Raw genomic sequence first — 26,039 nt, forward strand, 5'->3', positions numbered from 1 at the left:
CAATCGCCAGGTCAGCCACACGCTCTACCGTTCAGGTATGCCCAACGCGCCGTCTCCAGTCCTGACCTTTCCGCACGCCGCCGTCGCGCAGATCACGCTGAGCAACCCGCCGGTCAACGCGCTGACCCGTCCGGCGACGCGGCGACTGCGCGCCGTCCTTCTCGAGTTGGCCGACGACGCCGCGATTCGGGCGGTCGTTCTCACCGGCGACCGGGTGTTCAGCGCCGGCTCGGACATTTCCGAGATGCCCGAGATGCAGGACCGCGGTGACGTGCTCGCCCGCAAGAGCATTCTCGAGAACGCGACCCTCGAGATGCTCGACGATCTGCCGCTGCCGACGGTCGCGGCAATAGACGGATTCGCGTTGGGCGGCGGCCTCGAGCTGGCGCTGTGCTGCGACCTCGTCGTCGCCGACGCGGGGGCTCGACTCGGACTCCCGGAAATCGACCTCGGTGTGATCCCCAGCAGCGGCGGATCGATGCGCGCGCTGCGACGGGTGGGTCAGGCGCGTGCCGCCGAACTGGTGTTGCTCGGCGAGCCGATCTCGGCCGAGACTGCACTGGAGTGGGGTCTGATCAATCGGGTCGCTCCACGCGGGCAGTCGTTGTCAGTGGCACTGGGCTTGGCGCAGACGCTGGCGCACAAGTCCCGTTCTGCTGTTCGAGCGAACAAGCGTGCCCTCGCTCTCACGTTCGGCGAGTCCCCTGGCCTACCGGCGCAACGGGCATTGCCGGTGTTCGAGGAGGCGTTCGAGTCGGCGGACGGCAGAGAGGGCGTACGCGCCTTTCTCGCCAAGGAGTCACCCGAGTTCGGATAGGCGACGCTTGACCAGAGTCGTTGCGCCGGTGACGATCTCCCATCCGATGATGGTGTAAACCGAGATGCGCTCGAAGGTTCCGCCGCCGAGGACTCCGGTGTCGGCGAGAAACAGGATCAGCCCCACCAGACCGGCCACTCCGGCAGTCGCACTGCCCACGGTGTACCAGCGCGGCGCGCCGACGCGGCCGCCGTACCGTCCTGCCGCCAGCAACACCACATTGCCGCCGACGATCGCCATGCCTGCACCCACCGCGTGGGGCGTCGATGCCCCGTCCACCGAGGCGTGGGCGAGCCCGACGACGATGCTGCCGACACCGTGCACAACGGAGGTGCCGGCCACGATCCACCGCGCCCGGCCCTCGAAGAGCACCGACAAGCCCAGCCCCGCCAGGACGAACAAGGTGCCGTCGACGACGAAACCGGTGTTCATCACCGCGTGCAGCGGCGAGATGTCGGGGATTCCGAGATCGCTGATGTTGTTGCGGGCGTAGCTGTACGGTCGGTCCGTCCAACCGAGTGCGGCGACGGCTTCGGCGGCCAGATAGGTCACCCCACCGACGAGGAAGGCCCCGGCGGCCAGGACGGTGGTTCTCTTCACAGCTGCACGTCCACTCCCGGAGCCCCGATACACCTGGCGTGTACCGATTGGTACAGTACCGGCTCATGAGCGATCGCCACGACGTGGTGCCGATACTCGCAGGGGTGTTCCGCGACCATGGGTTCGACGGTTCCTCCCTCGCGGTCATCAGCAAACAGACCGGCCTGGGGAAAGGCAGTCTCTACCACTACTTTCCGCGTGGAAAGCAGGAGATGGCCGAGGCCGTCCTCGACGACGTGGAGCAGTGGTTCCACCACAACGTGTTCGAGCCGTTGCGACACGGCACCGATGCCGCGTCGACGACGCACGAGATGTTCGAGCAGACCGCGCGATACTTCCGGTCCAATCGTCTGGTGTGCCTGTTCGGCGCATTCACACTCGGTCTCGAACGTGCGGTGTTCTCGGGCCGCGTCGCAGCCCATTTCACCCACTGGATCGACGCGCTCACCCCGGTACTGAGCCGCCTGGGACACGGCGAATCGGCAGCCGAACTGGCCGAGGAGATCGTGGCCGGAATTCAGGGCGCACTGGTGCTCTCACGCGCCTCGGACGATGCGACGCGGTTCGATCGACTGTTGGCGCGCCTGGAAGCCTCGGCGGCGCGCGTGCCGGTGGGGGTGCACGTATGAATCCCACGCCCGCACCCCAGCTGAAAACGTTCGGAATACGAGAACTGCTGCGACTCATCGTCATCGGCACGGTATTGGCGTACTTCCAAGTCGTCGCGATCGGCCGCTGGGTGCGCGCGCCACGGCGCGGGTGGCCGCTGCACGCCTCGGAGGCCGTCGTCGACGCCTTCTTCGTTCTCGGCCCCACCTTCGTCAAGGTCGGGCAGCTGATGGGATCCTCGCCCGGGCTGTTTCCCAAGGTCCTCGCCGACACCTGCCTGCGCTGCCTCGACGAAGTGCCACCGTTTCCCGGGTCACAGGCGCGCGCGGTGATCGAGGCCGATCTGGGTCGCGGAATCGACGACCTGTTCTCCTCGTTCGACGACGTGCCGCTCTCGTCCGCCTCGGTCGCTCAGGTGCATCTGTGCGTCCGCCGTGACGACGGCCGTGAAGTGGTCATGAAGGTACAGCGGCGAGGGATCTACCACCGCATGAAGATCGACCTGCGTATCGCGTACCTCATCGCCCGCGGACTCGAGAAGTTCATTCCGTTCTTCGCCACGGCCAACGCGTCGGCGATCATCGTCGACCTGCACGCCGCCACCTTCGCCGAACTCGACAGCGCCGTGGAAGCGAAGCGTCAGGACAGCTTTCGCGCGGCCATCGGCACCTTCGGCGACAACGCCCACGTCACCGCGCCCGAGGTGTTCCTGGACTACTGCGGCGGGCGCGTCATCTGCATGGAGCGCATGCACGGCTCCCCACTCGACCGCTACGAGCCAGGAGAGCAGTCCGAGCTCATCGTCCGCCGCGCCGCCAAGGTCTGGATGGAAGCCCTTGTGCTGCACGGTCTCTTCCACGGCGACGTGCATGCAGGCAACGTGTGGGTGCTCGACGACGGCAGGGTGGCGTTCCTCGACTTCGGAGTCATGGGCGAGGTGGACGAGCAGTGGCGCGCACTGCTGCTGGATCTGTTTCACGCCACCGTGATCGACGGCGACTTCACCCGACTGGCCGGTACCGTCAAGCGGCTGGGAATCGTTGCCCCGCAGATGGGTTCGGACATCGAGGTAGGGGCGATCCTGCAGTCGGTGTTCGCTCCGATGCTCTCGGCAACGCTCGCGCACTTCAGCCTGGCCGACTTCATTCGAGCGCTGGTGAACATGGGCAAGCAGTACAAGACGTCGAGCCCGGAGGAATTGATCCTGGTGGCCAAGCAACTCGGCTACTTCGAGAGATACGCCATCGAACTGGCACCGAACTGGGCCCTGGGTACCGACCCGTTCGTGTTCAAGAACGTCTTTCCCGCCGAGATCGCGGCACTGGCCGAGGCGCGAGGCGTCGAACTGCCGGAGTGACCCGGCAGCTCGACCCAGCATCAGTGGGTGAAGTCCAGCACCACTTTGCCTGCCGCAGTACGGTTTTCCAGTGACGCGATGGCCGAGGCAGCGTCTGCGGCCGGGAACACCGACGGCTCCGGCGCACCGAGAGAACCGTCGGCGAGGAGCGGTTCGATCTCGGCCCACTGGGTGGCGAGGTAGCCCGGCCGCGTCATCCACCACGCACCCCAACCGACGCCGACGACGTCGACGTTGTTGAGCAGCAGTCGATTGACCTTGACCGTCGGGATCTCACCACCGGTGAAGCCCAGCACCAGGATTCGGCCCGAGGGTGCGAGCGAGCGAATGCTGTCGGTGAACCGGTCACCACCCACCGGATCGACGACGACGTCGACGCCACGGCCGCCGGTCAGTTCCTTCACCGCGTCCTTCCAGCCGTCGACGAGAACGACGTCGGTGGCTCCGGCGGATCGTGCGATGTCGGCCTTGGCCTCCGAGCTCACCACAGCGATCACCCGAGATGCGCCGAGTACCGGAGCCATTCGCAGCGCGGAGGTTCCGATACCACCTGCTGCACCGTGCACCAGAACCGTCTCGCCCGGTGCCAACCGGCCACGTTCCCGGAGCGCGAAGTGCACCGTCAGATCGTTGAACAACAACCCAGCGCCTGCGGAGAGCGACACCGACTCCGGCAGCGCGAACACCGTGTCCGGGGATACGACGGCGACCTCGGCCATACCGTCGCTCAGTCCCGTCAGGGCCGCTACTCGGTCACCTGCGGAGAAGCCGGACTCCGGCGGTGCCGACCGAACGATTCCGGCGATCTCGCTGCCGGGGACGAACGGCAACTCGGGCTTGTACTGGTAGAGCCCGCGAGTGAGCAACGCATCGGGAAAGGCGACGCCGGCGGCATGGACCTCGATGACCACCGACCCGTCGCGCGCAGCAGGCTCGTCGATGTCCACCACACTCACCGAGTCGGGTCCGTCGAGGCTGGAGATCTGTACCGCGCGCATGAGTTGTCCTCTCGGTCGGGATCGTTCCCTGCACGCCACCGTACAAAACTGCAGAACTTGCCGTCGCTACCGGCATCCACTCCTGCCTGCTGGGTCGTTCCGACAGGCTCCACTCCTGGTGGTGTGCTCCAATCGAAGGATGAACACCACTCCCCTCACCGTCGTCCGTCCCGACGGGGATGCCCGCGGCGGCGTCATCGTCATCCAGGAAGCCTTCGGCGTCACCGATCACATCGTCGACGTCTGCAACCGCCTCGCCTCCGCCGGTTGGGTCGCGGTCGCACCGCACCTGTTCCACCGGCAGGAGGGTGTGACCGTGTTGTCGTACTCGGACATGGATTCCGCGATGGCGGCAATCGGGCGGCTGCAGGCGGACGAGGTCGACTCCGACGTCGACGCGGCGGCGAGTGCGCTCGCCGAGCTCGGATTCGAGCCCTCGTCCATCGCGATCGTCGGCTTCTGCATGGGCGGCACCGTCGCGTTCCACACCGCTGTTCGACGGCAACTCGGTGCGGCAGCGACGTTCTACGGCGGCGGAATCGCCAAGGGCCGCTTCGGTTACCCCGCAATGGCGTCGGTGGGCGACGCACTGCAGACGCCCTGGCACGGATTCTTCGGGGATCTGGACGAGGGCATCCCCGTCCAGGAAGTCGAGACGCTGCGCGAGATCACCGCGACGGTGCCGGTCGACACGGAGATCACGCGCTACGAGCACGGCAAGCACGGGTTCCACTGCGATGACCGCCCCGCCGTGTTCGACGCCGACGCCGCCGCCGACGCCTGGGGCAAGACGCTCGAGTGGTTCGACGCCCATGTCGCACACTGAGCCACCCCGCTCCGACGCCGCACTCGCAGACGAGACCGAACACATCGTCGCTTTCTGGACCGAACTGTCGCTGCCCGGACTGTTCGACGTCCACACGCACTTCATGCCGAAGAACGTGATGGACAAGGTGTGGAGTTACTTCGACAGCGCCGGGCCGCTGACCGGCAGCGTCTGGCCCATCTCCTACCGGTTCGCCGAAGAGCAACGGCTCGAGGTCATTCGGGGGTTCGGAGTCCGGCACTTCACGTCGATGATCTACCCGCACAAGCCGGCGATGGCAGCCTGGCTCAATTCCTGGGCAGCAGATTTCGCGGCGCGCACCCCCGACTGCCTGCACACCGCCACCTTCTACCCCGAGGACGGTGCCACCGAGTACGTCGAGCAGGCGCTGACGAGCGGTGCCCGAATCTTCAAGTCGCACATCCAGGTCGGGAACTATTCGCCGAACGATCCGCTGCTCGACGGTGTCTGGGGCGCACTCTCGGACGCGCAGGCACCCGTGGTGATCCACTGCGGATCCGGTCCGGCACCCGGCACCCATACCGGCCCGGACCCGATTGCGGCACTGCTGCAACGGTTTCCCGAGCTCCCGTTGATCATCGCGCACATGGGCATGCCGGAGTACGGCGACTTCCTCGATCTGGCCGATCGCTACCGGAACGTGCGACTCGACACCACGATGTCGTTCACCGACTTCTCCGAGGCGAGCGCACCGTTTCCGAAACACGAACTGCCCCGGCTGGTCGACCTGCAGGATCGCATTCTGTTCGGCAGCGACTATCCGAACATCCCTTACCCGTATCTGCACGCCCTGCAGGCGGTGCGCCGACTGGACCTGGGAGACGACTGGGTTCGTGCAGTGTGCTGGGGCAACGGAGCCGCACTGTTCGGCTAGAGAGGTTCTCTAGACCCAGAACTCGGCAATACGCTCGGCGATGGCATTGCCCTGCGCTCGTCCGGCGACGGCCGCAGCCGATCGGACCGCGATGTCGGTGGCATCGGGGCCGATCGCGGCCGCCGAATCTGCATCGGGGGCAATCACTTCCACCTTCGAGCCACCCTTGATCAGCCGCTCACGTTCGATGTCGAACGGATCGTGCTCCAGGTCGAGTGCTCCGACCCTGAACACCAGTACCTTCTCGAAACCGACTGCCAGATCCGCATTTTCGCTGGCGCGGATACCACCGTCGACGTAACGATGATCACCGATCGTCACCGGCGGCCACATTCCCGGGATGGCGCAGCTCGCGGCCACCGCATCGACCAACTGAACGCCCGAGCCACGATCGAGAACCCGATGCCGACCGCTCACCGCGTCGACCGTGACGATACGCAAATCGCGGTTCGGCCAGGAGTGCGACGGTAACCGTCGTTCGATGATGGCCCTGCGCTCACGCTCGCTGATCGTCGAGGCCGACAGCGCCTCGGTGCCGATACGCCTGCGCGTGTCGATGGCACTGCCGTCGGAGTTCTGGGCAGCCCGAGCCAACATGGAGACCAGCTCGTCGATGGTCGAGTCGGCATGCGGTTCGTGGTCCTGCTTCGCTTCGTCTGCCTGCCGCGCGAACAGCTCGGTCAAGGCGGCTCCGCTCGAGATCTGGGCTGCGACCGAGGACCCGGCCGAGGTCCCCAACAACATCTCGGCGTCGCTGACGTCGGCTCCGGCTTCTGCCAATCCCAGTAGGACACCCGTCTGCCACGCAATACCTGCGACTCCGCCGCCGCCCAATACGAGTGCTCGCCTGGTCATGGTCGTACCCCTTCTTCGAAAAGATCCGTCAGGAACTTACAGCGCCGGTGTGTACGCGTGGACGCAGCCAGTCGATGAGATCGTCGAGTACGCGCTCCTTCTCCGGTTCGTTGAACACTTCGTGGAACAGCCCGTCGTACGTTTTCAGGGTCAGGTCGTCGGATCCGGCGAGTTCGGCGATGAGCTCGCTGCCCGAGACGTCGGCCAAGCGATCCGCCGTCCCGTGCTGGAGCAGCACGGGGATCGTCAGCGACGGCAGGCGAGCAGGGAACGTATCCCCGACGCCCAGCATCGCCGCGGCCAGACCCGCCGAGACGCTGCCGTGGTAGCCCAAAGGGTCGGCGACATAGGCGTCGACGACGTCCTTGTCACGGGATACGAGGGTGGGATCGAGCTTGAGCACAGGGGCGGCCGGTACGAATCGTCCGAGGAACTTACCGACCGCCACCAGCGCTTTCGGTTGCCCGACGCTGGGGACGACGGCAGGGCCGGACAGCATCAGACCGTCGAGATCGGCCTGATGGTCGAGGGCGTAGGACAGTGCGATGGCACCGCCCATGCTGTGGCCGAGCAGGAAGGTGCGCTGATTCGGATGCTCGGAAGCTGCGATGCCGAACAGCGTGTGCAGGTCGTCGGTGAAGTCGGACCACTTGTCCAGTGACACCCGTTTGCCACCGGATCGGCCGTGTCCTCGGTGGTCGGGCGCGTAGACGACGAGGCCGAGCGAGCCCAGCCGTTCGATGACGTGCCGGTACCGACCCGCGTGCTCGGCCAGGCCGTGGGCGAGCACCACAATCCCGGTCGACGTGGTCTCGGGGGTCCAGACGTCGTAGACGATTCGGGTTCCGTGAACTCCGACGAACGACGACTCGACATGCTTCATCCGGTCACCGTACAAGGGCAGCGGGGCGTTCGACGGCCCATCGGAGAACCTACAAAATTTGCTTGGGTAACATATCCTGGTGGAACGAGCGATGTAGTTGTGACACGCCACTACCGTTTGTCCCCGCACCTCGGGGCACGGCACCGACCAGGACTCAGGAGTGAAGAATCCAGAATGCGTGATGAGTCCGCCACGAGCACGTCGCCGCGGTGGCGCGACCCAAAGCGCTACCTGTGGCCGCTGGGGCTGACGATTCCTCTCAGCCCGTTCCTGGCCTGGGGGCTGGTGACCCTTCTCGGCCCCGGTGCGTTCTGGACCCTCGGCCTGATGATCATGGGTGTCGCACTGCCTCTGGTGGACAAATTCGCCGGAGTGGACCGCAGCAATCCCCCGGACGAGGCGATCGCCGCGCTGGAGAAGGATCCGTACTACCGCTGGTGCGTCTATCTGTTCCTGCCGTTGCAGTACGCGGGTCTGGTTGCGGCCTGCTATCTCTGGGCGCACGGCCCGCTGGGAGTCCCGGAGCGGATCGGCCTGGCCATCACCGTCGGCATCGTCGGTGGGGTCGGCATCAACGCCGCGCACGAGCTGGGCCACAAGCGTGAGCGTCTGGAGCGATGGCTGTCGAAGGTGACACTGGCACAGTCCCTGTACGGCCACTTCTACGTCGAGCACAATCACGGCCACCACCTCCGCGTCGCCACCCCGGAGGATCCGGCGTCGGCAAAGTTCGGCGAGTCGTTCTGGAAGTTCTTGCCGCGCACGATCGTGCACGGCCTGCGCTCGGCCTGGGAGCTCGAGACTCGACGCCTCGCCCGCCAGGGCCTGTCTCCCTGGTCGTACCGAAACAACCTGTTCAATGCCGCGGCCATGAGCGTTGTGCTGTTCGGCGTGCTGATCGCCGTCTTCGGTGTGGTGACCGTGCCGTATCTGTTCCTGCAGGCTGCGATCGCGATCGTCCTCTACGAGGCAGCCAACTACCTCGAGCACTACGGGCTGCTGCGGCAGAAGCGCAAGAGCGGTCGATACGGCAAACCGACCCACCGCGACAGCTGGAACAGCGACCACCTGTGGAGCAACCTGTTTCTCTACCACCTGCAACGGCACAGCGACCATCACGCGAATCCGGTGCGCCGCTACCAGGCACTGCGCACCGTCGACGAGTCCCCACAGCTACCGGCCGGATATGCAGTGATGATCTTCTGCGCGCTGGTTCCGCCGTTGTGGCGCAAGGTGATGGATCAGCGACTGATCGACTTCTACGACGGCAACTCGGAGCTCGTCAACGTCGACCACTCCGACCCCAAGGCAGTGCGGAAACTCGAGCAACTGTGCGTCGAGCGCGCTGAGGCGTAGTGAGAGTTCACACCGCCGCAGGTTCGTCGGTCTGGGCCCGCAGGTAGCGACCGAAGTGCGGCACCGTGAACGCGATGGTTCCGCGCTCGGCCGAATAGATCAGGCCCTTCTTGATCAGTCCGTCGCGAGCCGGAGACAGCGATGCAGGCTTGCGCTTCAGCTCGGTCGCCACGGCCGAGGTCGGCACCGAGCCGTCGTCCACGGACAGTTCGGCCATCGCACGCATGTATTCACGCTCGGCAGGCGTCGCACGCTCGTAGCGAGATCCGAAGAATCCGACGGCCAATTCCTCCTCCGCCGTCGGAGCGGCGACGCGCACGTCCTCGACGGTGATCGGGGTGTCGGCCGCGAGATCCCACGTCGCCTTGCCGTAGGCCTGGACGAAGTACGGGTAGCCGTCAGCGGCTGCATACAGCGCGTCGAGCGCGTCGGGGGTGAATTCGACGTCCTCGCGGTCGGCCGGAGCGATCAACGCGAGGTCGGCCGCGGCTCGTTCCAGTCGGCCGATCCGGTGGTAACTGAACAGGCGCTCGGAGTAACTCTTGGATGCCGACAACACCGCAGGTAGGTGTGGCAGCCCGGCCCCGACGATGATCAGCGGCGCGGTGTCCTGACTGAGCTCGTGACAGGCCGCACACAACGCGGAGATGTCCGCGGCACCCAGATCCTGCATCTCGTCGATGAAGATGGCGATGCCCACGCCCACGTCGCCGGCCAGCGCGGAGGCGTCGAGCAGCAGTTCCACGAGGTCGATCTCGATGTCGCCGGAGTCGGCGCGGCCGGTCTTCGCCGGGACGTCGATGCCGGGCTGCCACCGCTCCCGCATGCCCTTGTCCGCGGTGGCGCGTAGGGCGAAGGCCTTGAGGACGCCGAGGAATTCGTCGACGCGTTCGGGATCGCGATGCGATGCCGCGATGCCGCGGACCGCCATGTGCAGCGCAGACGACAGCGGTCGACGCAGTTCCTGGTCCGGCCGAGCCTCGATCTTGCCGGTGCCCCAGCCGCGGGCGATGGCCGCGGATCGGAGTTGGTTGAGCAACACCGTCTTCCCGACGCCTCGCAGCCCGGTGAGTACGACGCTGCGTTCCGGCCGGCCGCGGGTGATGCGTTCGAGTACGACGTCGAAGGCGTCGAGCTGCTTCTTTCGGCCTGCGAGCTCGGGTGGGCGCTGGCCGGCGCCGGGGGCGTAGGGGTTACGCACGGGGTCCATGGGGCCAAAGTTACAACGAATCGTGCGATATATGCGGACATCTAGTTCGTGTCCTAGAGATCTGTATTCACTCGATACTTGCGCGCGACTGCGACGGAGGACTACTTTCTGGGGTGTGAAGCGCATTCTCGTAGTACGCCGCCGTAGCGGGGTCTGATTCGGACCGACCCCTCGCTGCGGGTCGTTGTGCTCTCTCGGTCCTCCCTTCACATTCGCCAGGACCACCCTCATGAATGCATTTGCTTCCACTCTCGCCACAGATCCGTTCCACGCCCGTTTCGGTTGCGCCCTGCCGCGCACGATGCGCGACGAGATCACCTGGCAACACATGTCGTGGACGAACTTCACCGACCGTTTCTCGCCCACCACCGGCCCTCTTCGACTGGGGTCATGGACTGCCGACAGTGCAGCTGGCGGTAGGACGGCTTTCGACGCGACCTTCGGCGTCGGCGACACGATCATCGCCTGTGCGGCAACGACTTACGGGCCGATCGAGGCCTTGACGTCGATGCTCCACAACGCCGGATTCCGCATCGAGATCCTCTCGTTCCACCAGCAGATCATCGGCGACGAGACCGCCACCTTCGTCCTCACCGAGCACGACGGTCGCCGCGAATGGTCGATGGGCATGGATACCGACGCACACCTGTCGGCCGTGCGAGCCGTCATCGCCGGAGCGAACATTCTGCATCGGTAGCGCTTTCTTCGACGGTCTAGCGCGTATGCAAGACAGGCGAAGACTTTCCTAGGGCATCTCGATCGTCTCGGCGCGCTGCACTTCGGCCAGTGCGCGTCGCAGATAGGTCTCGGCTCGGCCACGGCGCACCGCGAGCAGGTCTGCGACCACCAGCAACGCGTGCGCCGGACGCGGCCTCACTCGCGACTGCTCTTCGACGTCGGACACCCCCAGCGCTCCGGTGAGCACCTCCACGAATCCGGCGATGTCCAGGTTCGGCAGCCAGCCGGCTCCTCGTACGGTTCGGCCGAGCACCTCCTGGACGTTCTCGCCGGTCAATCCATCGCTGTATACCTCTTCGAGCAACGTGCGTACCATTTCGGCATGCACGTGGCCGGCCTGCGCCGAGTCCGAGCGGCCCAACGATTCGACGGCATCGTCGAACGCGACCGAATCCTGCGAGGCGACAGCAGCCAGCGCATCGTTCGTGGCATCGGCGATGCGCCGAACTTCGACTGGCCATTCAGCAGGCCAGGTGACGGGCATACGACTCGGGGGAGTCGACACGGGGGAGGAGTCGGTCATGACAGAAGTGTCTCATCGGATACCGTCACGGTTCCCTTTATGTGTTACCGGTGTTTATACTAAGTCTCGCACTGTGGCATCGGCCACACCTGCGAACGTGGAGGAGGTGGCTCGATGAGCGAACGGAAGATCGTCGCATCGGATCCCGGTGAAGTGATGCTGCAAGCCAGAAACGTCAAGTTCGACTGGAGCGATCTGCCGATGCACTGGGTGCCGGGCGATCCGTACACCACGCACGTACTCAACGTGCTGCATCTACTGCTGCCCGCCGGCGAGCACTGGTTCGTCGACACGTTCAAGGAAGCCCTGCCGTACATCGACGACGAGAAGCTGCGCGACGACGTCATCGGCTTCATCGGCCAGGAAGCCGTACACGCCGAGGCCCACACCGGCGTCCTCGTGCATCTCCAGGCCAAAGGACTCGACCCGACTCCGTTCACCGACCAGATGGAGTGGGCCTTCGGCAAGGTCCTCGGCTCCGATTCGGTGACCAGCCTTCGATCGAAGAACAATCTGGTCGAGCGCTTGGCTCTGATCGCCGCGATCGAGCACGTGACGGCATTTCTCGGTGACTGGGTACTCAACGCCGACGGTCTCGACCGCGCGGGCATCCACCCCACCATGCTCGATCTGCTGCGCTGGCACGGTGCCGAGGAAGTAGAGCACCGCTCGGTCGCCTACGACACGCTGCGATACTTCGACAAGCGCGAGGTTCGCCGATTGCGCACGTTCGTCGTGGTCGTGCCGTTGATGGCCTACATCTGGATGCGCGGGATCATCTTCCTGATGAAGAACGACCCGGAGCTGCAGTCGGCCCCGAAGTCCGTCCGCAAGCCGCGCTCGGCACTGTGGCGGAAGTCGGTCAAACGCGGCACCCTGCCCGCGCTGACGCACGTCGGCCGCAGCATGTCGCGCTACCTCAAGAAGTCGTACCACCCCAGCCAGGAAGGCTCCACAGCTCAGGCCGTCCGGTACCTTGCGTCCTCGCCTGCCGCTCAGGCTGCAGCGAGGTGAAGCTCTCTTCACGGCGCGTCCCGCGGCTGCTCCCCAAGGATGCTCCGCCGGACCTGCGCGGGCGCGGACGTCCTGATCGCTCGATGCAGCTGCTCGGTACGTTTCTCAACGGGTACATGCAGGCGGCGGCCGGAGCGGAGTACAACGACGCCGTCGCCGGCCACAACCCCGATTCGGCGTTGAAGTTGGTCGTCACCGAACGCGAGATCGTCGCCGAGGACAACGATGTCGCAGCCCTCACCCTTGCGTCGCCGACGGGTGCACAGCTGCCCATCTGGCATCCGGGCTGTCATCTCGATCTGCACCTGCCCTCGGGCCGTCGCCGGCAGTACTCACTGTGCGGAAATCCCTCCGATCGCAGCTCCTATCGCATCGCGGTGCGCCGAATCCCGACCGGCGCAGGCGGATCCATCGAAATGCACGGACTGCAACCCGGCACCGAGGTCACCGTCCGTGGCCCCCGCAACGGATTCCCTTTCGTCGGCGACGGCAGCGCACTGTTCATCGCCGGCGGTATCGGGATCACTCCCATCATCGCGATGGTCCGCGCCGCAAGAATTCTCGGCATGGACTGGCAATTCGTGTACTGCGGTCGATCACGCGACACGATGCCCTTCCTCGACGAGATCGAGAGCTGGGAATCGGACCGGGTGTTCGTCCGGACCGACGACGTGCACGGGTACCCCACCGAGGGTGAATTGCTCGAGCGCGCACCCGCAGGCGGTGCCGTCTACTGCTGCGGCCCCACCCCCATGCTCGACGCAGTCCGCCGCGACTTTCGCCAGTGCCCCTCCACCGCACTGCATTTCGAGCGATTCGGCCCGCCGCCGATTCTCGACGGCACTCCGTTCGAGGTGCAGTTGATCAGCACGGGCGCTGTGCTCGACGTCGCCGCCGACGCCTCCGTGCTGACGGCGGTCAAGGAGCAGAAACCCAACGTCGCGTACTCGTGCCAGCAGGGCTTCTGCGGCACCTGCAAGGTCCGGGTGCTCTCCGGTGAGCCCGAGCACCTGGAAAACAGACTGACGCCGGAAGAGCAGCGCGATCACATGCTCATCTGCGTTTCGCGCGCACGCAGCGGGCGTCTCGTACTCGATCTATAGAACGGAAAACTGTTGAGCAGCAACGCGGTTCAGACGACAGTCATCAACGAGGGCATCCGGCTGGCGGTGTTCGAGAGCGGCAATCCCGACGGCGATCCCATCGTCCTCGTGCACGGCTGGCCCGATACTCATGAGCTGTGGAGCCACATCGTGCCGCAGCTCGAGGACCGCTTCCGGGTGATCAGCTACGACTCCCGCGGCGCAGGCGAGAGCTCGGTCCCCGCCGAGCAGTCGGCGTACAAGCTGGCCCGGCTCGCCTCGGATTTCTATGCCGTCGCCGATGCCGTCAGCCCCGACGCCCCAGTCCATGTACTCGCCCACGACTGGGGTGCCGTCGAGGTATGGGAGGCCGCAGCCCAGCCCCAGGCGAAGGACCGAATTCGTTCGTACACATCGATTTCCGGGCCGAACCTCGATCACCTCGGCAAGTGGTCGCAGTCGCGCCTGCGCAAACCCACCCTCACCGGCATCAAACAGGTGCTCGCCCAGGTACGCGCGTCGTGGTACACCGTCACCTTCCACATCCCCGGCCTGTCCACGTTGCGCATCAAGCGGCAGTTCGCCAAGGGGTGGCCGGCGTTCCTCCAGGAGTTCTCGGGCGTCGATCCGAAGCTCGTCACCCAGAACCCCACACTGTGGTCGGATGCCACCAACGGCACCAAACTCTACCGGGCCAACATCATTCCGCTCCTGGGCAATCCACGTGAGCGGTACATCGACATCCCCGTGCACCTCATCGTCAACACCGAGGACGTCGCAGTGCGTCCGTACCACTACGACGACACCGGCAAGTGGGTGAAGAACCTCACGCGCAACGACATTCCGGCCGGACACTGGTCGCCGATCTCCCATGCCGACGACATCGCACGATTGACGAGGGAATTCATCGCCTCGCTGGACTGATGTTCACGAATCACCCCGCCAGGTGCCCGCGCAGCGTCGACGCGGTGTAGTCGGCGCGAAAAATACCGCGCCGCTGCAGGATCGGAACCACCTGATCGACGAAGTCCTCCAATGAGTCCGGGTAGCGCGGACACATCAGATTGAAGCCGTCGGCACCGCGGCCGATCCACGACTGCATCTCGTCGGCAATCGATTCCGGCGTGCCGATCATTGTCGCGTGGCCGCCGCCCGCGGCGAGGGTGCCGAGCAACTCCCGCACAGTCGGGGCGTCCTTCTCGATGATCCGCAGGATCGTCTCGTAGCGACCCTGCGGTCCGGCGAACTCGGCCGCCGGAGGCAGGGACGGTACCGGCGCGTCGAGTTCCCAGGCAGCACAGTCCTGTCCGGTGAACGTCGACAGCATCGCCAGTGACTGCTCCGTGGGCAGCAGCTCATCGAGTTCGGCCTTCTTGCGGCGAGCCTCGTCCATGGTCGACCCGATGTACGTCACCAAACCCGGCATGATCCCCACTGTCGCGCTGTCGCGGCCCGCATGGCGGATTCTCGCCTTCACGTCGTTGTAATAGCTCTGCGCTGCAACGAGATCGTAGGCGACGGCATAGATCGCCTCGGCGTACTTCGCGGCCAGATCCCGGCCCGGGCCCGACGCGCCGGCCTGAAACAGCACCGGCCTCCCCTGCGGCGACCGCGGCACCGTCAACGGCCCGTCGACCCGAAAGTGTTTGCCGTCGTGGTCGATCGAGTGCACCTTGGCCGGATCGGCGTAGTGCCTGCTTCGATCGAGCGTCAACGCGTCGGCATCCCACGAATCCCACAGCGCCAGAGCCGTATCCACGAACTCCTCGGCGCGGGCATATCGCTCCTCACGAGCCGGGATGACGTCCATCCCGTGGTTGCGTGCTTCGGCGTCGAACATGGAGGTGACGACGTTCCAACCAGCACGGCCGCCACTGATGTGATCGAGCGACGCCAACATGCGTGCAGCGTGGAACGGGGTGTAGAACGTCGACGAGACCGTGGTGACGAGGCCGATGTGCGTGGTGGCCCGCGCCATGGCGGACAGCGCGGTGATCGGCTCGAGGAACCAGGTGCCTGCCCCGGCCGGGTCGCGTACCGAATGACCGTCGGCGAAGAACACCGCGTCGAACTTGCCCCGCTCGGCGAGCTGCGCGAGTTCCTCGTAGTACGAGATGTCGCCGAGGTCCTCCACTCGCGAATCGGGGTGACGCCACGCCGCGCTGTGGTGGCCGCAACCGTAGAGAAAAGCGTTGAGGTGCATGTCAGTCCTTGACCAGTCCGCCGTCGACGACGAGATTCTGGCCGGTCACCGACCGCGCCCACGGCGATGCGAAGAACAGCAGAGCGTCGGCGAATTCCTCGGGGGTGGTGACGCGTTGCAGCGGGGTCGAGGCGGCGATGAAATCGAACACCTCGGCCGGGGTCGCGGAGCTGGCGTCGGTGGTGCGGAGCAGTCCACCCGAGACCATGTTGACGGTGATGTTGTCTGCGCCCAGATCGGCGGACAGAGTGCGGGTCAGCGAGAGCAGCGCCGCCTTGGAGGCCGTGTAGTCGTGGTACGGGACTACCGGATTCTGGAACAAATTGGTGCCCACGTTGATGATTCGTCCGAACCCCGCCTCGCGCATGCCCGGCAGTGCAGCCTGGGTGGTCAACAACGCCGCGCGGACGCTGCCCCGCAGTTGAGCGTCGAAGCGCTCCCAGGTGATCGTGTCGGCTTTGGGCCGTGCGTCTCCGTCGAACGAGAAATCGGCCAGCGCGTTGTTGACGACGGTAGTGATCGGGGTGCCGAAATGCTCACGCGCGGTATCGAACAGCGCGGCCACCGCGGCGTCGTCGGTGACATCACCCTGGACCGCGATCGCGTTCTCACCGAGTCGGTTCGACAGCGCTTCGGCGGCATCTCTGCTGTTGCGGTAGTCGATCACCACTCGGGCACCCTGGCCGGCGAACGCCGCGGCGATCGCTGCTCCCAGTCCGCGTCCACCGCCGGTGACCAACACTGTCTGCTCGTCGAATTTCATGCGCCTCGCCTCTCGTTCGAGGTCGGGACCGTCACGAGGGAACAGGAATACCGCAACGCCACGACATTCCCTTCGCTGGTCCTAACCAGATCAGGTTCGACGGGTGTGTTCTCAGCCCTGACGGGCACCCCGTGTCGCGGTCGACTGTACCTGTAGCGGTTTCTCGCCGTGTCTTGTTTTCACGCTAGAGAGACGAATGGAACCGAATGCACGCGTTCAGCCGATCACGGCCCAGCCGTGCGGCGGGACGCTCACCCGCCCGTCGTGCAGATCCGCTTCGCCTGCGAGCACCTCGTCGCCTTGAACCGGGTAGTCGATGGCGTCGTCACCGAGGTTGAGCGCGACCGTCAGCGATTCGCCGTCGGCGTGCGCGCGATAGAGCAGTGCGGTGTTGGTGAGTTCGAGCGTCTCGGTGCGCGCGGAGTACAGCCACGGATTGCGACGCCGAAGTGCGATCAGCTCCTGATGCACTCGGTAGACCGGCCAACCGTACGGAGCGAGATTCTCGGACGTGTCGGGGTACTCCGGACGCACCTCGTCGTCACCGCCGACTCGATCCTCCTTGATTCCGCGAAACGCCTGCTCGTCGCCGTAGTAGATCATCGGCATACCGCCCACGGTGAACAGAACCACCAAGGCGTGCAGCAGATGTCGCTCGTCCTCGATGACGCTGGCGATGCGGTTGACGTCGTGATTTCCGACGAACGTGGCGGGCACGAAGGCGTCGAGCCAGCCGTTGTGACGCTCGAGCGCATGGGAGAGCTCGAAGAAGTTGAGCTCGCTCAGACCGCTCCAGACGGCCTTCCACAGCTCGTACTGAGTGACCGAGTCCAGCGTGGAGGCCGAGACGATTCGGTCGTAGTCGCCGTGAATGACCTCGCCGAGAAAGTAAGCGTCCGGGTGCTTTTCCCGAACCTTCGGCAACACCGCGGCCCAGAAACGCGGCGATACCGCATAGGCCGCGTCCAGCCGCCAGGCGTCGACGCCTCGCTCGAGCCAGTGCGACAGGACGTCCACGACGTACTGCTGCACATCCGGGCTCTCGTGATCGAGTGCGACCAGTTCGTCGTGGCCCTCGAAGTTGCGATGCGTCGGCTTTTCACCGGACCAATCGAGGTGGAACCACCCCGCGGCCTCGGAGTCCGCACCCTCGGTCAGCGCTTCCTGAAACTTCGGAAAGCTCTGCGCCACATGGTTGAAGACGCCGTCGAACATGATCGTCAGGCCGCGGGAGTGCGCCGCGGCGATCAGGGAGTCGATGTCCTCGTCGGTGCCGAGCCTGCCGTCGATGTGGAAATAGTCGACAGTGTCGTAGCCGTGCTTCTCGGACTCGAAGATCGGACCGAGGGCGATGCCCGACGCGCCGAGTTCGAGTGCGTAGTCGAGCCAGTTCTCGATTCTGTTCAGCCGGTGCAGATCCGCCTGAGATTCACCGTCCCAGCCGTGTACCGGCGCACCGGTGAAGCCGAGCGGGTACAGGTGCCACCAGATGGCGTGCTTCGTCCACTCCATCAGGACTCCATGATCGAGTCGCGGCCCAGTTCGCCTGCGCCGGTATGACCGGACAGGCTCGTCACCAGGTCGAATTCGGCCAGCAGGCAACGTAATACGTGCGCAACACCCTCCTGACCATCGAGTGCGAGGCCGTACAGGAAGGGTCGGCCCAGCAGTACCGCATCTGCCCCGAGCGCCAACGCCTTGGCCATGTCTGCCCCGGTGCGCACACCGGAGTCGAACAGGATGGTCAGATCGTCTCCGACGGCATCGACGATGGACGGCAACGCGTCGAGTGACGGCCTGGCCCCGTCGATCTGACGCCCACCGTGGTTGGAGACGACGATGCCGTCCACTCCGTGCGCGGCCGCCTCTCGCGCGTCGCCCACCGTACAGATTCCCTTGAGCACGATCGGACCGCTCCAGTGCTCGCGCAGGAACGCCAAGTTCTTCCACGACAGACCCGGGTTGGGGAACATCTGCGCCCAATGCATCGCGGCGGCAACAGGATTCTCCTCGACCGGCTGCCCCAGGCCGGCCTGGAACGCCGGATCGGTCAGGTAGTTCTCGATACCCAGGTTGGCCAGGAACGGCAGGTAACCGCGGTCCAGATCGGCGGGCCGCCAGCCCAGCAAGGTCGTGTCGAGGGTCAGCACCAGGGTGGTGAATCCGGACTCCTTCGCGCGCTGCAGGAAGCTCAGCAGCACCGATTCGTCCGTCGGCCAGTACAGCTGGTACCAGCGGGGAGCGTCGCCCCCTGCCTCCGCGATCTGCTCGAACGAATGCGAGGCCTGTGTCGAATGGATGTATGGCACACCGAGTTCCGCGGCTGCGCGAACGGTGGCGAGCTCGCCGTCGGGGTGCGCGAGCGTCTGAATGCCCACGGGAGCGATCATCAGCGGGGCCGGCATCTCGGTGCCGAGCACGGTGCACGAATGATCACGAGCAGCCGAACTCCGAAGCATCCTGGGGGCGATGGCCCACTTGTCGAAGGCCGCTCGGTTCGCCCGTGCCGTCGAGCCGCTGCCCGCGCTGGCGACGATGTAGCCCAATGCCTCGGGCGAGAGCTTCTCGGCAGCCTGGTCCTCCAGCCTCGCCAGGTTGGTGGTGATCGGCGGTGTCTGCTGGGCGAACATTCCGGCGGCGTAGATGCCGAGTTGGTGATCGCTGAAGTTGCTGGGCCTGGCCTCGGTCATCGTTCGACCCTACCGGGGCACCGCCGAGGATCGGGCGAGAAATGCGTCGAGCAGCGCCGAGCAGCGCGACCGAGCTGCGGCTTCGGCCTCCGCGATGGCCCGGCGGATTTCGCGGGTGTCCACCGCATGTTCGACGCCGTCGCGGTCCCACGCGGCGGCCCACGCGTCGTAGGTGTCGAGGTCGATTTCGGGGTGGAACTGCAGCCCCAGGTGCGGTCCGCATACGAAGGCCTGCTGCGCGGCCTCGTTGCGCGCGATCACCGTGGCCTGCGGCGGCGCGGTGAAGGTGTCGCCGTGGAATTCCATCCACGGGCCGGGGCCGATGAGCTCGGGATCGGAGGTGTCGATGTCGACGAATCCGTACTCGGGATGCTCGGACTTGCGGACCGACCCGCCGAGCACTCGCGCTAGCAACTGCCCGCCGAAGCACACACCCAGGATCGGGACCTGCGCGTCGATGGCGTCCTGCAGGTAGACGATCTCGGGCGCGAGCCACGTCAGCGTGTCGTCGTAGGCGGCGTCGGGCGAGCCCATGACCACCATCAACTGCGCGTGAGACAGTGGCGGCGGCGGAACGTCGGGGCTGTGATCGAAGGAGTGCACCTCCAACTGGAAACCCCTGGTGCGTAATTCGGCGTCGAGAGTGCCGATGTCGCGTCGCGCCAGAGTCGGATCCTGATCGTGGACGAGAACTACGGCGCGCGGGTCGTTCGTGTATGTCACAGGGCTCCTTTACGGTGTTCGTGCACACCGTACGACAGACTGGATCCGATGCCACCTCGTAGACGCACAGCCCGATCCACCACTGCCCGCACCGTCAAGGCCGGGCAGAGCGCCGCTGCGCGAAAGTTCGCGGCCGCGAAGAACGGTGAGCCCGCTCCCAAGAAAGCAGCAGCAAAGAAAGCGGCACCGCGGAAGAGAGCCGCCCCGCGCAAGACGTCGCCTCGCAAGACTGCTGCCCCCGATCTGCGGGTGCCCGATCCCGGTGAGCGCGTCTGGGTGTTGGACGTGCCGTTCGAGGATCGGTCGGCGGCGGGCGCTGCCGGGGCGCGCTGGTATCCCGGACCGCGGGTGTTCGCGTACTACGGCACCGAATTGCCCGAGTATCTGCAGCCGTACGAGTCGATGCCGTACAGCCTGCAACGGTGGCTCGAGGACGATGCCAACGAGAACTGGCGGGACGAGATGGTGCGGGAGCGCGCGATGCAGCCGCGTGAGACCCAACTCGAATCCGTTCGACGCCATCTCGCCGCCCTCGACGCGGGATTCCCGTACTTCGCGCAGATGGATTCGACGGGTCTGGGCAAGACGTTGGCGGTGTGCGAGGCCGTTCGGCAGATGTCGGCGGCCGAGATCGGCACGGTGCTGGTGGTCGCACCCAAGGGCGCATTGCCGGGATGGCGGCGCACCATCGCCGACAGCGAGGCCGACATCGAACCGTCCGAGCGCAAGCGCTGGCTGCTGATCACGTACCAGTCGACGAAGAAGCTCCTGTCCGTTCCGCCCGAGACCGACCTGGGCAAACGCAAACGGACACAGAACAAGCGGACCATCTCGCTCGGCGAGCTTCGGTTCGACATGGACGTGGTGATCGCCGACGAATCGCATGCGCTGATGAACATCGAATCGCAGCAGTCGCAGATCCTCTGGCGGTATCAGGAGGCGGCGCGCTCGGTGGTGTGGATGTCTGCAACTCCCGGCTATCAGCCGCTGCACTTCGCCTACATGGCACGGGCCGTCGAGCGCAGCCGCGGGGTCGAGATCCTCGGCGACGACGAGTATCTCGGCTATGCGGTGACGATGAAGTGGGCCGAGTTCCTCATCGAATCGGGGTTCGCCGTCAAGGCAGGCAAGGCGACGACGGGATTGACGACGTGGCGGTGGGAGCCCGAGGACGCGGCCCGACGCGCCCGCGATATCGCGTCCGTACATGGGTGGCTGTCGGGAGGTGCTGTGCCGTGGTCGATTTCGCGTCCCTCACCGCCGACCCCACGCGAGCCGCTCGGCCAGGAACTCACCGCCGCGCAGAAGCGGCTGTACAACTCGGCGTGGGTGGACTACCGCAAGGAAGTCGGGCTACCGATCTGGAAGGCCGTCGGCGGCAAGCGCGTGCTGCAGAAGAACCCGAGCACCCGCGCCGCGACCCTGCGATTCCGCCAGAAGTGTTCGTACCTACGCATTCCCGCGTCCGCCGACCAGGTGCGCACCTGGGTCAAGGCCGGCAATCAGGTGTTCGTCTCGATGTTCTACCGCGAGTCGGTAGCGGCGTTGGCGCAGACGCTTCGGGACGAGGGCCTCGAGGTCGCGGTCGTCGACGGGAGTATGAGCAGCCCGGATCAGGAGGCGTCGATCAGACGCTTTCAAACCGGCGACGCGTCGGTCATCGTCTCGACAACCACCAGTGCGATCAACCTGCACACCAACGAATTACTGCTCCCGGAGGGCACGGTCTCCACCCTCGCACCACGCGTGACGCTGATTCACGATCCCCGGTGGACGCCCATCGACATTCGGCAGATCGAGGGCCGGGCCAACCGAATAGACAAGGACCACAACCACACGACGTCGACCTGCTACTACGGCTACGCCGAGGGCACGGTCGAAGAAGAGATGGTGCTGACCGGTATCGAACGTATCGCTGACCTGGGATCGATCGTCGGGCAGGCGGATCTCATCGACCCCGAGGCGTTTCTCGCCGCGAAAGTGGACGCCGGAAAATAGCGACAATTGTGAGCAATCGTCCACGCGCCCGAGTAGGTTCGGTCCCATCGGCAATTCGTCGGTAGCGGGCTCACAGTGGCACCAGGAGTAGTCATGATCGTTCTCGGAATCATCCTCGCCCTCATCGGCTATTTCGCCGGCATCTCGATCTTGACGACCATCGGCATCATTCTTGTCGTCGTCGGCGCGGTTCTGACGTTGCTCGGTTCGATGGGGCGCGCAGTCGGTGGCCGCAAGACGTGGTTTTGACCTACGAGTTAGAACACACGTTCGATTTCTGTTAGTCTGAGCGGGCCCCCGAAGTTGGCGATGCGGCCAGCGGAGCCACTTCGGGCGGTCCATATCGGACGGTAGACAGTGTCGAAGGCGGTTGCGCGCGATGGCATCCGACGAGCGCGACACCGACCCGGTTGCCGGATCGCTCTATCGCGTCGGCGATCGGTGGGCAGAACGAGCGCCTTCTCGCTGCACCAACGGCCATCCACTCGTCGCCGGTTCGGTATTGGTGGGTTCACGGGCCTGTTCGTGCGACCGCGGACATCACCGCACCCATCAGTGCGAACGCTGTGGCGTCGTGCTGTTCACGCCGGAGCTACGCAACTCGTGCAGTGACGCCAGCTTCGATTCCCGCGCTGCGCGAACACAGTCGCCCGTCGTGGACAATCGACGGTATGAACAACAGTGAGCCCGTCGTCGATCTGGGTCAACTGAGACAAGATTTCACGCGATTCATGATGAGCTACAAGTTCGGGATCGACGAGCTGATCACGAAGATCAACATCTTGAAGCAGGAATTCACCCACATTCACCGGTACAGCCCCATCGAGCACGTCTCGTCGAGGTTGAAGACTCCGGAGAGCATTTTCGAGAAGGCGCAGCGGAAGAAGTGCGCCCTGACTCTCGATGCGATTCGCGAGAACATCTTCGACGTCGCCGGAGTGCGCATCACCTGCAGCTTCATCTCCGACACCTACCGCATCGCCGACATGCTCAGCAGTCAGAGCGACGTGCGCGTCGTCGAGATCAAGGACTACATCGCGAACCCGAAAGCCAACGGCTACAAGAGCTTGCATCTGATCGTCGAGATTCCGGTGTTCATGTCCGATCGCGTCCAGCCGGTCCTCGTCGAACTGCAGATCAGAACCATCGCGATGGATTTCTGGGCGAGCCTCGAGCACAAGATCTTCTACAAGTATCGCGGGCAGATTCCGGAGACTCTGTTGGCGGAGCTGACCGAGGCGGCCGAGAGCGCCAACAAGCTCGACGAGAAGATGGAAAGCCTGCACGACGAGGTGGTCGAGCTGGGCGGCGAGGCGGAGAACTCCATCGCTCTCGGCGCGCTGCCGCCCATGGCTCTGCCTCCCGAGTTGCTGCACATGCTGCTCACGGCGCAGGCCGAGGCGATCGACCCCGATCGGGCTTGACGGTCACCACAACGAAAAACCCCGCTGCTCGACGGGCGAGCAGCGGGGTTCTGTTCTCGTATGCGCTAGCCGATGTGGACCGGAGTGTCCCCGACTGGCAGGTCGTCCTTCTTGGCACGGACCAGTACCAGCACGACCGGGCACACCAACGCGACCAGGATCGCGGCGGTTCCGAAGGCCCACGCGTAGCCCGACACCTCGGCTGCGAAAGCGTGATCGATGGTGGCGAGCACGAAGTTGCGGATCGGTTCCGGTAGCGCGGCCAGCATCTCGTCGCTGGGGATTTCCTGGCCGGCAAGAGCCTCCGCAGGAACTCCTGCGGGCGGCGTCGGTGCCGGGTTCTCGGCGAGGAACGTCGTCTTCGACGAGGTGTACACCGTGGTGAACACCGCTGCGCCGAGTGCGCCGCCGACCTGAAGCGTCGCGTTGATCAGCGCGGATGCGGCACCCGCATCGTGATCGGGGACGCCGATGAGAGCGACGTTCTGCATCGGCACCATCAGCAGGCCGAGACCGAGCCCGAGCAGTACGACTCCGGGGAGCACGTGCGTCCAGTACGAGGTGTCGACGCCGATCTGCGTGAGCAGCAGCAGGCCGATCGCCGAGACGACGGGGCCGACGGCCATCATCGGCTTGGGCCCGATCTTCGGTACGAGTGCCGAGGCGATCGCGGCGGTGATCAGGATTCCGCCGGTCATGGGCAGCGACGCGACACCGGCGATGACCGGGCTCATCTGGAGCACGATCTGGAAGTAGAAGGTCAGATACAACGTGCCACCGAGCAGTGCTGCACCGATGACGGCCGACCCGATGTATGCGGCACCGCGGTCGCGGTCGAGCAGAACGCTCAGGGGGAGCAGCGGGTTGGCGGACTTGGATTCGACCACGACGAACGCGGCGAGCAGCGCGAGGCCGAGAGCGATGAAGGAGATGGTGGGTACCGTCGCCCAGCCGTCCTCGGCTTCGGTGAAGCCGTAGACCAGCGAGGCCAGTCCGAGCGCGACGAGGATCGCTCCGGGCAGGTCGTAGCGGGTGTCGCCGTGTGCCTTGCTCTCCTTGACCAGCGGGACTGCGGCGGCGATGGCAATGATGGCGACGGGGATGTTGACGAGCAGGCACCAGCGCCAGTTCGCGTACTCGGTGAGCACTCCGCCGAGGAGCAGTCCGACGGCTGCGCCGCCACCGGCGATCGCGCCGAACACGCCGAATGCCTTGGCGCGCTCCTTGGTGTCGGTGAACGTTACCGTCAGGATGGCCAGCGCTGCGGGTGCGAGCAGTGCAGCGAAGACGCCCTGACCTGCGCGTGCGATGAACAGCTGCCAGCCCTCTTGGGCGAGTCCGCCGACGGCGGAGGCAACGGCGAAGCCGGCCATGCCGACGATGAACGAGCGCTTGCGGCCCCAGTAGTCCGCGATTCGACCACCGAGCAGCAACAGCGCGCCGAACGCCAGCGCGTATGCGGTGATCACCCAGGTGCGGCTGGTGTCGCTGATGCCGAGGTCGATCTGCGCCTGCGGCAGGGCGATGTTGACGATGGTGCCGTCCAACACGATCGTGAGCTGCGTGATGGCGACGATGCAGAGCACCAACCAGCGGCGTTCGTAATTCGGATTCTCGGCCAGCGCCCCGTGTTCGGAGACCTGCGACATGTTTCTACCCCACTCGTACTCGTTGATTCTCTGGGCACGAAAAATGTCCCGACCGAAAAGGTAAGCGACGATGGACCGGCTGTCAAACGAACTAGTTGGTTGGCGGTAGGGTGGCCGCCATGAAGCCTGACGCAAGCGCCACCCGCGCCCGCATCGTCGTCGCTGCCCGCGCAGAATTCTCCGAGCACGGCCTGGCCGGCGCACGGGTCGACCGCATCGCGGTCTCGGCCAAGGCGAGCAAGGAACGCCTGTACGCATACTTCGGAGACAAGGAAGCACTGTTCCGGGCCGTCGTGGAAGACGGATTCGCGCGCTTCCTGGAGTCGGTTCCCTTCACCGTCGACGATCTCGGGGGATACGCCGCGCGCGAGTATCTGCACCTCGACGCGAATCCGCAGGAGCACCGACTGCTGCTGTGGACGCAGCTTCAAGGCGGCACGGCGGTCGCCGGTGCCGACGACATCCATGCGGTGATCGCCGAGCGACGAAACGCCATGGCGGCCGCGCAGCAGAACGGACTGATCTCCGACACCTTCACCGTCGACGACCTGTTCACCATGATCTTCGGCATCACCTCCGCCTGGATGACCGCGCCCGGCAGCGACTGCGGACCCGTCGACGACGCCGAACACCAGCGTCGGGCGTCGAAAATCGAAGCAGCGGTCCGGCGACTCTGCACTCCGTAGCATTGTCTATCGATATCTAGCTTCAAGTGAAGAGTTACGAATAGTTGGGTAGCGGGCCGATTTCCCTCTTTGCCAAGCTTCTGGTGAGTCATTCGAGAAGCTATGGAGGGTTACTGCATGTTGAGTGCTGAGTTCACAGG

The 26,039-nt window shown here is 65.3% G+C and carries 26 protein-coding genes and 1 riboswitch; of the genes, 14 read left to right on the plus strand and 12 right to left on the minus strand.

The annotated features are described in order from the left end of the window. Positions 1 to 37: 37 nt before the first annotated feature. Positions 38 to 817: an enoyl-CoA hydratase/isomerase family protein gene (locus R3P93_RS16940; RefSeq protein ID WP_269595666.1), complete on the plus strand. Its 780-nt coding sequence runs from the start codon at positions 38 to 40 to the stop codon at positions 815 to 817. On the opposite strand, the gene R3P93_RS16945 is transcribed toward R3P93_RS16940, so the two are convergent. Then, positions 800 to 1,417: a DUF998 domain-containing protein gene (locus tag R3P93_RS16945; RefSeq protein WP_317533518.1), complete on the minus strand. Its 618-nt coding sequence runs from the start codon at positions 1,415 to 1,417 to the stop codon at positions 800 to 802. The two genes, R3P93_RS16940 and R3P93_RS16945, sit on opposite strands and share 18 nt — an antisense overlap. 65 nt (positions 1,418 to 1,482) lie before the next feature. Here R3P93_RS16945 and R3P93_RS16950 point away from each other — a divergent pair, with 65 nt between their 5' ends. Further along, the gene (locus tag R3P93_RS16950; protein ID WP_188078731.1) at positions 1,483 to 2,046 is read left to right on the plus strand and encodes a TetR/AcrR family transcriptional regulator; all 564 of its coding nucleotides are present in this window, start codon (positions 1,483 to 1,485) and stop codon (positions 2,044 to 2,046) included. Next, entirely contained in the window at positions 2,043 to 3,383 is a 1,341-nt protein-coding gene (locus R3P93_RS16955; RefSeq protein ID WP_317533519.1) for an ABC1 kinase family protein, read from the plus strand. The genes R3P93_RS16950 and R3P93_RS16955 overlap by 4 nt, the downstream gene beginning before the upstream one ends. 20 nt (positions 3,384 to 3,403) lie before the next feature. Here the strand turns inward: R3P93_RS16955 and R3P93_RS16960 are convergent, their stop codons facing one another. After that, positions 3,404 to 4,381: an NADPH:quinone oxidoreductase family protein gene (locus R3P93_RS16960; RefSeq protein WP_317533520.1), complete on the minus strand. Its 978-nt coding sequence runs from the start codon at positions 4,379 to 4,381 to the stop codon at positions 3,404 to 3,406. 139 nt (positions 4,382 to 4,520) lie between these two features. On the opposite strand from R3P93_RS16960, the gene R3P93_RS16965 reads away from it, so the two are divergent. Further along, on the plus strand, positions 4,521 to 5,207 hold the full coding sequence (locus R3P93_RS16965) for a dienelactone hydrolase family protein (RefSeq protein WP_317533521.1): 687 nt from the start codon (positions 4,521 to 4,523) through the stop codon (positions 5,205 to 5,207). Beyond that, on the plus strand, positions 5,194 to 6,102 hold the full coding sequence (locus tag R3P93_RS16970) for an amidohydrolase family protein (RefSeq protein ID WP_317533522.1): 909 nt from the start codon (positions 5,194 to 5,196) through the stop codon (positions 6,100 to 6,102). The genes R3P93_RS16965 and R3P93_RS16970 overlap by 14 nt, the downstream gene beginning before the upstream one ends. Before the next feature lie 9 nt (positions 6,103 to 6,111). Here R3P93_RS16970 and R3P93_RS16975 read toward each other — a convergent pair whose 3' ends face one another. Both R3P93_RS16975 and R3P93_RS16980 read right to left on the minus strand, forming a co-directional pair. Next, the gene (locus R3P93_RS16975) at positions 6,112 to 6,957 is read right to left on the minus strand and encodes a patatin-like phospholipase family protein (RefSeq protein ID WP_269595660.1); all 846 of its coding nucleotides are present in this window, start codon (positions 6,955 to 6,957) and stop codon (positions 6,112 to 6,114) included. 28 nt (positions 6,958 to 6,985) lie between these two features. After that, a complete protein-coding gene (locus R3P93_RS16980) occupies positions 6,986 to 7,840 on the minus strand; it encodes an alpha/beta hydrolase (protein WP_283347215.1) in 855 nt (284 codons plus the stop codon). Between the two features lie 174 nt (positions 7,841 to 8,014). Here R3P93_RS16980 and R3P93_RS16985 point away from each other — a divergent pair, with 174 nt between their 5' ends. Next, positions 8,015 to 9,196 carry an alkane 1-monooxygenase gene (locus tag R3P93_RS16985; RefSeq protein WP_283347214.1) on the plus strand — a complete coding sequence of 394 codons (1,182 nt, stop codon included), beginning with the start codon at positions 8,015 to 8,017 and terminating at the stop codon, positions 9,194 to 9,196. A 7-nt stretch (positions 9,197 to 9,203) separates the two neighbouring features. Here the strand turns inward: R3P93_RS16985 and R3P93_RS16990 are convergent, their stop codons facing one another. Further along, positions 9,204 to 10,406: an ATP-binding protein gene (locus tag R3P93_RS16990; RefSeq protein WP_068048586.1), complete on the minus strand. Its 1,203-nt coding sequence runs from the start codon at positions 10,404 to 10,406 to the stop codon at positions 9,204 to 9,206. A gap of 229 nt (positions 10,407 to 10,635) precedes the next feature. Here R3P93_RS16990 and R3P93_RS16995 point away from each other — a divergent pair, with 229 nt between their 5' ends. Then, positions 10,636 to 11,103, plus strand: coding sequence for an alpha-isopropylmalate synthase regulatory domain-containing protein (locus R3P93_RS16995; RefSeq protein WP_121871447.1), 468 nt, complete (start codon positions 10,636 to 10,638; stop codon positions 11,101 to 11,103). A gap of 48 nt (positions 11,104 to 11,151) precedes the next feature. Here R3P93_RS16995 and R3P93_RS17000 read toward each other — a convergent pair whose 3' ends face one another. Beyond that, a complete protein-coding gene (locus R3P93_RS17000) occupies positions 11,152 to 11,667 on the minus strand; it encodes an HD domain-containing protein (RefSeq protein ID WP_259468079.1) in 516 nt (171 codons plus the stop codon). Between the two features lie 114 nt (positions 11,668 to 11,781). On the opposite strand from R3P93_RS17000, the gene R3P93_RS17005 reads away from it, so the two are divergent. From R3P93_RS17005 to R3P93_RS17015, 3 genes are read left to right on the plus strand one after another with little or no spacing between them, the layout of a single operon-like run. Further along, the gene (locus R3P93_RS17005; RefSeq protein WP_094669920.1) at positions 11,782 to 12,681 is read left to right on the plus strand and encodes a metal-dependent hydrolase; all 900 of its coding nucleotides are present in this window, start codon (positions 11,782 to 11,784) and stop codon (positions 12,679 to 12,681) included. Further along, entirely contained in the window at positions 12,678 to 13,784 is a 1,107-nt protein-coding gene (locus R3P93_RS17010) for a PDR/VanB family oxidoreductase (protein WP_121871449.1), read from the plus strand. The genes R3P93_RS17005 and R3P93_RS17010 overlap by 4 nt, the downstream gene beginning before the upstream one ends. A gap of 12 nt (positions 13,785 to 13,796) precedes the next feature. Beyond that, positions 13,797 to 14,687 carry an alpha/beta fold hydrolase gene (locus tag R3P93_RS17015; protein ID WP_121871450.1) on the plus strand — a complete coding sequence of 297 codons (891 nt, stop codon included), beginning with the start codon at positions 13,797 to 13,799 and terminating at the stop codon, positions 14,685 to 14,687. 10 nt (positions 14,688 to 14,697) lie between these two features. On the opposite strand, the gene R3P93_RS17020 is transcribed toward R3P93_RS17015, so the two are convergent. The 5 genes from R3P93_RS17020 to R3P93_RS17040 form a co-directional block, all read right to left on the minus strand. Then, a complete protein-coding gene (locus tag R3P93_RS17020; protein WP_121871451.1) occupies positions 14,698 to 15,966 on the minus strand; it encodes an LLM class flavin-dependent oxidoreductase in 1,269 nt (422 codons plus the stop codon). 1 nt (position 15,967) lies between these two features. After that, positions 15,968 to 16,729 carry a 3-oxoacyl-ACP reductase gene (locus tag R3P93_RS17025; RefSeq protein WP_121871452.1) on the minus strand — a complete coding sequence of 254 codons (762 nt, stop codon included), beginning with the start codon at positions 16,727 to 16,729 and terminating at the stop codon, positions 15,968 to 15,970. A gap of 49 nt (positions 16,730 to 16,778) precedes the next feature. Further along, a riboswitch (TPP riboswitch) is annotated at positions 16,779 to 16,871 on the minus strand. 74 nt (positions 16,872 to 16,945) lie between these two features. Then, on the minus strand, positions 16,946 to 18,241 hold the full coding sequence (locus R3P93_RS17030) for an alpha-amylase family glycosyl hydrolase (protein WP_269595656.1): 1,296 nt from the start codon (positions 18,239 to 18,241) through the stop codon (positions 16,946 to 16,948). Beyond that, complete coding sequence (locus tag R3P93_RS17035) at positions 18,241 to 19,419, minus strand: alpha-hydroxy-acid oxidizing protein (RefSeq protein WP_121871454.1); 1,179 nt, start codon at positions 19,417 to 19,419, stop codon at positions 18,241 to 18,243. The genes R3P93_RS17030 and R3P93_RS17035 overlap by 1 nt, the downstream gene beginning before the upstream one ends. 9 nt (positions 19,420 to 19,428) lie before the next feature. Further along, positions 19,429 to 20,142, minus strand: a complete 714-nt coding sequence (locus R3P93_RS17040) for a type 1 glutamine amidotransferase (RefSeq protein WP_121871455.1) — start codon at positions 20,140 to 20,142, stop codon at positions 19,429 to 19,431. Between the two features lie 48 nt (positions 20,143 to 20,190). On the opposite strand from R3P93_RS17040, the gene R3P93_RS17045 reads away from it, so the two are divergent. The 3 genes from R3P93_RS17045 to R3P93_RS17055 all read left to right on the plus strand — a co-directional run bounded on the left by R3P93_RS17045 (position 20,191) and on the right by R3P93_RS17055 (position 23,564). Beyond that, positions 20,191 to 22,140, plus strand: coding sequence for a helicase-related protein (locus tag R3P93_RS17045; protein WP_259468080.1), 1,950 nt, complete (start codon positions 20,191 to 20,193; stop codon positions 22,138 to 22,140). 93 nt (positions 22,141 to 22,233) lie between these two features. Beyond that, on the plus strand, positions 22,234 to 22,389 hold the full coding sequence (locus R3P93_RS17050) for a DUF6131 family protein (protein WP_094611554.1): 156 nt from the start codon (positions 22,234 to 22,236) through the stop codon (positions 22,387 to 22,389). 422 nt (positions 22,390 to 22,811) lie between these two features. After that, complete coding sequence (locus tag R3P93_RS17055; RefSeq protein WP_068282717.1) at positions 22,812 to 23,564, plus strand: GTP pyrophosphokinase; 753 nt, start codon at positions 22,812 to 22,814, stop codon at positions 23,562 to 23,564. Positions 23,565 to 23,629: 65 nt separating this feature from the next. On the opposite strand, the gene R3P93_RS17060 is transcribed toward R3P93_RS17055, so the two are convergent. Continuing rightward, entirely contained in the window at positions 23,630 to 25,213 is a 1,584-nt protein-coding gene (locus R3P93_RS17060) for an MFS transporter (protein WP_094640520.1), read from the minus strand. 119 nt (positions 25,214 to 25,332) lie between these two features. Between R3P93_RS17060 and R3P93_RS17065 the strand changes: the two genes are divergently transcribed. Beyond that, entirely contained in the window at positions 25,333 to 25,899 is a 567-nt protein-coding gene (locus tag R3P93_RS17065; protein ID WP_269595655.1) for a TetR family transcriptional regulator, read from the plus strand. Positions 25,900 to 26,039 lie beyond the last annotated feature (140 nt).

The organism is Rhodococcus cerastii (assembly GCF_033042195.1).
Classification (GTDB): domain Bacteria; phylum Actinomycetota; class Actinomycetes; order Mycobacteriales; family Mycobacteriaceae; genus Rhodococcoides.

Coding starts and splice junctions, on each gene's coding strand:
- R3P93_RS16975 (WP_269595660.1), bottom strand. CDS start 6,957: ATGACCAGGCGAGCACTCGTATTGGGCGGCGGCGGAGTCGCAGGTATT.
- R3P93_RS17065 (WP_269595655.1), top strand. CDS start 25,333: ATGAAGCCTGACGCAAGCGCCACCCGCGCCCGCATCGTCGTCGCTGCC.
- R3P93_RS17035 (WP_121871454.1), bottom strand. CDS start 19,419: ATGACCGAGGCCAGGCCCAGCAACTTCAGCGATCACCAACTCGGCATC.
- R3P93_RS17025 (WP_121871452.1), bottom strand. CDS start 16,729: ATGAAATTCGACGAGCAGACAGTGTTGGTCACCGGCGGTGGACGCGGA.
- R3P93_RS16985 (WP_283347214.1), top strand. CDS start 8,015: ATGCGTGATGAGTCCGCCACGAGCACGTCGCCGCGGTGGCGCGACCCA.
- R3P93_RS17030 (WP_269595656.1), bottom strand. CDS start 18,241: ATGGAGTGGACGAAGCACGCCATCTGGTGGCACCTGTACCCGCTCGGC.
- R3P93_RS17005 (WP_094669920.1), top strand. CDS start 11,782: ATGAGCGAACGGAAGATCGTCGCATCGGATCCCGGTGAAGTGATGCTG.
- R3P93_RS16955 (WP_317533519.1), top strand. CDS start 2,043: ATGAATCCCACGCCCGCACCCCAGCTGAAAACGTTCGGAATACGAGAA.
- R3P93_RS16965 (WP_317533521.1), top strand. CDS start 4,521: ATGAACACCACTCCCCTCACCGTCGTCCGTCCCGACGGGGATGCCCGC.
- R3P93_RS16950 (WP_188078731.1), top strand. CDS start 1,483: ATGAGCGATCGCCACGACGTGGTGCCGATACTCGCAGGGGTGTTCCGC.
- R3P93_RS17055 (WP_068282717.1), top strand. CDS start 22,812: ATGAACAACAGTGAGCCCGTCGTCGATCTGGGTCAACTGAGACAAGAT.
- R3P93_RS17020 (WP_121871451.1), bottom strand. CDS start 15,966: ATGCACCTCAACGCTTTTCTCTACGGTTGCGGCCACCACAGCGCGGCG.
- R3P93_RS17050 (WP_094611554.1), top strand. CDS start 22,234: ATGATCGTTCTCGGAATCATCCTCGCCCTCATCGGCTATTTCGCCGGC.
- R3P93_RS17000 (WP_259468079.1), bottom strand. CDS start 11,667: ATGACCGACTCCTCCCCCGTGTCGACTCCCCCGAGTCGTATGCCCGTC.
- R3P93_RS16980 (WP_283347215.1), bottom strand. CDS start 7,840: ATGAAGCATGTCGAGTCGTCGTTCGTCGGAGTTCACGGAACCCGAATC.
- R3P93_RS17045 (WP_259468080.1), top strand. CDS start 20,191: ATGCCACCTCGTAGACGCACAGCCCGATCCACCACTGCCCGCACCGTC.
- R3P93_RS17060 (WP_094640520.1), bottom strand. CDS start 25,213: ATGTCGCAGGTCTCCGAACACGGGGCGCTGGCCGAGAATCCGAATTAC.
- R3P93_RS16940 (WP_269595666.1), top strand. CDS start 38: ATGCCCAACGCGCCGTCTCCAGTCCTGACCTTTCCGCACGCCGCCGTC.
- R3P93_RS16960 (WP_317533520.1), bottom strand. CDS start 4,381: ATGCGCGCGGTACAGATCTCCAGCCTCGACGGACCCGACTCGGTGAGT.
- R3P93_RS16995 (WP_121871447.1), top strand. CDS start 10,636: ATGAATGCATTTGCTTCCACTCTCGCCACAGATCCGTTCCACGCCCGT.
- R3P93_RS16970 (WP_317533522.1), top strand. CDS start 5,194: ATGTCGCACACTGAGCCACCCCGCTCCGACGCCGCACTCGCAGACGAG.
- R3P93_RS16990 (WP_068048586.1), bottom strand. CDS start 10,406: ATGGACCCCGTGCGTAACCCCTACGCCCCCGGCGCCGGCCAGCGCCCA.